The organism is Arthrobacter sp. Dra40, assembly GCF_059091905.1.
Map to the genome: position 1 here is coordinate 1 of NZ_JBNHHB010000361.1, position 3,462 is coordinate 3,462.

The following is a 3,462-nucleotide window of genomic DNA, read 5'->3' on the forward strand; positions in this document are numbered from 1 at the left end:
GCATGTCGTGGCCCTCGGGATCGGTGAAGTACCGGGGATCGACCATGGGCTTGTCGCGGAAGTCGCGGCTGCGCAGCCGGACGGTGCCGCGGGAGCGGGCGTGCGTGACGTTCGGGGTGAGGCTGAAGCCGTTCTCCGTGGTGGGGTAGCCGTGCCGCAGGGTGTTCATGTCGAACGGCACCGAGCCGTAGTGCATCATCAGGTCCGGGCGGTCCAGGCCCTCCTCGGTGGGCGTAAAGATGCCGATCTCCCACCACTGGGTGGAGCTCTCCACCATCGGTTGCTTCGCCTCGAACTGGACCACGCCCTCGGGGTGGTCCTGCAGGTGTTCGCCGACGCCGGGGGAATCAACCACGACGTCGATGCCGTGCTCGGCAAGGTGGGCGGCCGGGCCGATGCCGGAAAGCATCAGCAGTTTCGGCGAGTCGATGGCGCCGGTGGACAGCACCACCTCGCGCCGCGCGGACAGCCGGTGCGTCCGGCCGAACGCCGAGTCCACGATGTCCACGCCGGTGCAGCGCTTCTGGGCGTCGAACACCAGCTGGCGGGCGCGCAGGCCGGTCAGCAGGGTGAAGTTCTCACGCTCGATGATCGGGTGGATGTAGGACACCGAGCTGGAGGAGCGGGTGCCGTCGGACCGGCGGTTGATCTGGAAGAAGTTGGCGCCGTTGACCACGGTGGTGCCGTCGTTGAACGTGGCCCGCGGGATGCCGGCCTGTTCGCAGGCATCCAGCAGCGCGACGCCGGTCGGGTCAACCGGCGGCACGTTCATGACGTGCACCGGGCCGGAGTCGCCGTGGTGCGGGGCGTCCGGGCCGGCATCCTCGTTGGTCTCCAGCCGCTGGTACAGCGGGTAGGCGGTCTCCGCGTTCCAGCCGGTTACGCCGTGCTTGGACTCCCACTCGTCCAGGTCCTCGCGCGGGGCCCAGAAGGCGATGCAGGAGTTGTGGCTGGAGCAGCCGCCCATGACCTTCGCCCGGGAGTGGCGCATGAACGAGTTGCCGTTCTCCTGCGGCTCGATCGGGTAGTCCCAGTCGTAGCCGGATTCGAGCAGCTCCATCCAGCGGTCCAGCTGCAGGACCTCGGGCACGCCGCGGTCGTCCGGGCCGGCCTCCACCAGCGCCACGGATACCGCGGGGTTTTCGCTGAGGCGGGCGGCGACGGCGGCGCCGGCGGATCCCCCGCCGACGACGATGTAGTCGAAGTCCCGGTCGATGAGGTTCTCGACGTTGTCGATGTGCATCAGTTCTCCTTGCTGCGGTCAGCGAACCAGCCGGTCACCTGCGGGCTGGTGTTCTGGTAGATGTGCTTGGCTTCCTGGTACTCGGCCAAACCGGTGGGTCCAAGCTCGCGGCCGACGCCGGACTGGCCGAAGCCGCCCCACTCGGCCTGCGGAAGGTAGGGGTGGAAGTCGTTGATCCAGACGGTGCCGTGGCGCAGCCGGCCGGCCACGCGCTGGGCCTTGCCGGCATCCTGGGTCCAGACCGCTCCGGCCAGACCGTAGATCGTGTCGTTGGCGGTGGCCACTGCCTCGTCCTCGTCGCGGAACGTCTCCACGGTCACCACCGGGCCGAACGCTTCGTCCACGACGACGGACATCCCACGTTCCACGCGGTCCAGGACGGTGGGCAGGTAGTAGAAGCCGTCGTCGTACTCGGAGCCCTCGGGAGCGGCGCCGCCGCAGCGCAGCCGCGCGCCCTCCTGCACGCCGCGCTTCACGTAGGTATCCACCTTCTCCCGGTGCGCTGCCGAAATCAGCGGCCCGGTTTCCGCGGCCTCGTCGAAGGGACCGCCCAGGCGGATGCCCTCGGCGCGGCGGACCAGTTCGTCCACGAAGCGCTCCGAGATCGATTCCTCGACCACCAGGCGTGCGCCGGCGGAGCAGACCTGTCCGGAGTGGACAAATGCCGCGTTGAGCGCGTTGTCGACGGCGGCGTCGAAGTCCGCGTCGGCGAACACCACATTCGGGTTCTTGCCGCCGAGTTCCAGTGCCACCTTCTTGACGGTGCCGGCGGCGGCCGCCGCGACCACCTTGCCGGTCACCAGGCCTCCGGTGAAGGAGACGAGGTCGACGTCGGGGTGCTCGGAAAGGGGGGCGCCCGCCTCGGCGCCGGGGCCGGTGACCAGGTTGGCGACGCCGTCGGGCAGGCCCAGGTCCTTGAGAAGTTTCATGGTCAGGACGGCGGTGGACGGGGTGAGCTCGGCGGGCTTGAGCACGAAGGTGCAGCCGGCGGCCAGCGCCGGCGCGATCTTCCACGCGGCCTGCAGGAGCGGGTAGTTCCAGGGCGTGATCATGCCGCACACGCCCACCGGCTCGTGCACGATCCGGCTGACGACGGCGGGGTCCCCGGCGTCGACCATGCGGCCGGCCTGCTCCCCGGCGATCTTGCCGAAGTACTCGAAGCAGGCGGCGATGTCGTCCATGTCCATCCGGCTTTCAAGGATCCGCTTGCCGGTGTCCAGCGACTCGGCGCGGGCGAACTCCTCGCGGCGTTCGCGCAGGCCGGCGGCCACCTTGAGCAGGAAGTCGCCGCGCTCGGGCGCCGGGACGGCCGCCCAGACGCCGGAGTCGAAGGCGGCGCGGGCCGCGGCGATGGCGCGTTCGGTGTCGTCCCGGCCGGCTTCGGACACGGTGGCGACAACCTGGCCGTCGGCCGGGTTGCGGATCTCGCGGGTGGCGCCGGTGGCGGCGGGCTCCCAGGCGCCGTTGATGAACAAGGTGGAGGCGGTGGTGGTCATGGTGTCTCCTTCGAGGGTGCGGCGACGGGCTCGTCGACGGTGTCGTAGTCGGTTTCCCAGTCCGCCTTGGGAGGAACGTTTTCCGCGGCGGTGCTGTAGGGCAGGGTAGCCCGGTGCTGGTGCAGGAACTCAAGGTGCACCTCGTAGTGGTCCAGCACGTCGGCGATCACCTCGTCCTTGCTGTAGCCCATGAGGTCGTAGCCATGGCTGCCCTCGAGCGAGAACACTTCGATCCGGTAGTACTTCCCGCCGGCAGCGGACGAGCGCGCGTAGGACGGGACGTCGTTCTGCACCGGGTAGATCTGGTACTTGAAGGTGCGTTCGCCGTCGAGCTCCACGCAGAGGTCCGCGGTGTCGATTCCGAAGGCGTCGACGGTACTGGTCTTCAGCGTGGCCTCCAGTCCGCGGGCGGCGAGGTCGCCGCGCACGTCGTTGAGCGCTGGCACCGCGATCTCGGACACGAAGCGCTGCGCCTGCCGGCGGCCCGGGTAGTTCATGGCGCGGGCCAGGCGCTGGCGCCAGCCGCGGCGGCCGTCCGCGCCGCTTGGCACGTTGGTGCGGGAGTTGAGCACGGAATGCAGGCCGGCCTGGTAGCTGTCAGCCAGCGCGGTCTCCAGGCGCAGCGCCTTGTAGAGGCCCAACATGATGAAGACCAGGACCACCGAGAACGGCAGGCCCATGATGACGGTGGCGCTCTGCAGCGTGGGCACCCCGCCCACCAGC

The 3,462-nt window shown here is 69.6% G+C and carries 2 protein-coding genes and 1 pseudogene; all 3 read right to left on the minus strand.

Features of this window, described 5'->3' with window-relative positions:
- The coding region (locus AC5RWT_RS35755; RefSeq protein WP_494084361.1) for a GMC family oxidoreductase at positions 1 to 1,243 on the minus strand (1,243 nt) is incomplete at its 3' end.
- Positions 1,243 to 2,739 (minus strand): aldehyde dehydrogenase family protein, encoded by a 1,497-nt coding sequence (locus AC5RWT_RS35760; protein WP_494084362.1) that lies wholly within the window; start codon positions 2,737 to 2,739, stop codon positions 1,243 to 1,245. The genes AC5RWT_RS35755 and AC5RWT_RS35760, both read right to left, overlap by 1 nt.
- Positions 2,736 to 3,462, minus strand: a pseudogene (locus AC5RWT_RS35765) (high-affinity choline transporter BetT); the annotation flags it as partial. The gene AC5RWT_RS35760 and the pseudogene AC5RWT_RS35765, both read right to left, overlap by 4 nt.

Coding starts and splice junctions, on each gene's coding strand:
- AC5RWT_RS35760 (WP_494084362.1), bottom strand. CDS start 2,739: ATGACCACCACCGCCTCCACCTTGTTCATCAACGGCGCCTGGGAGCCC.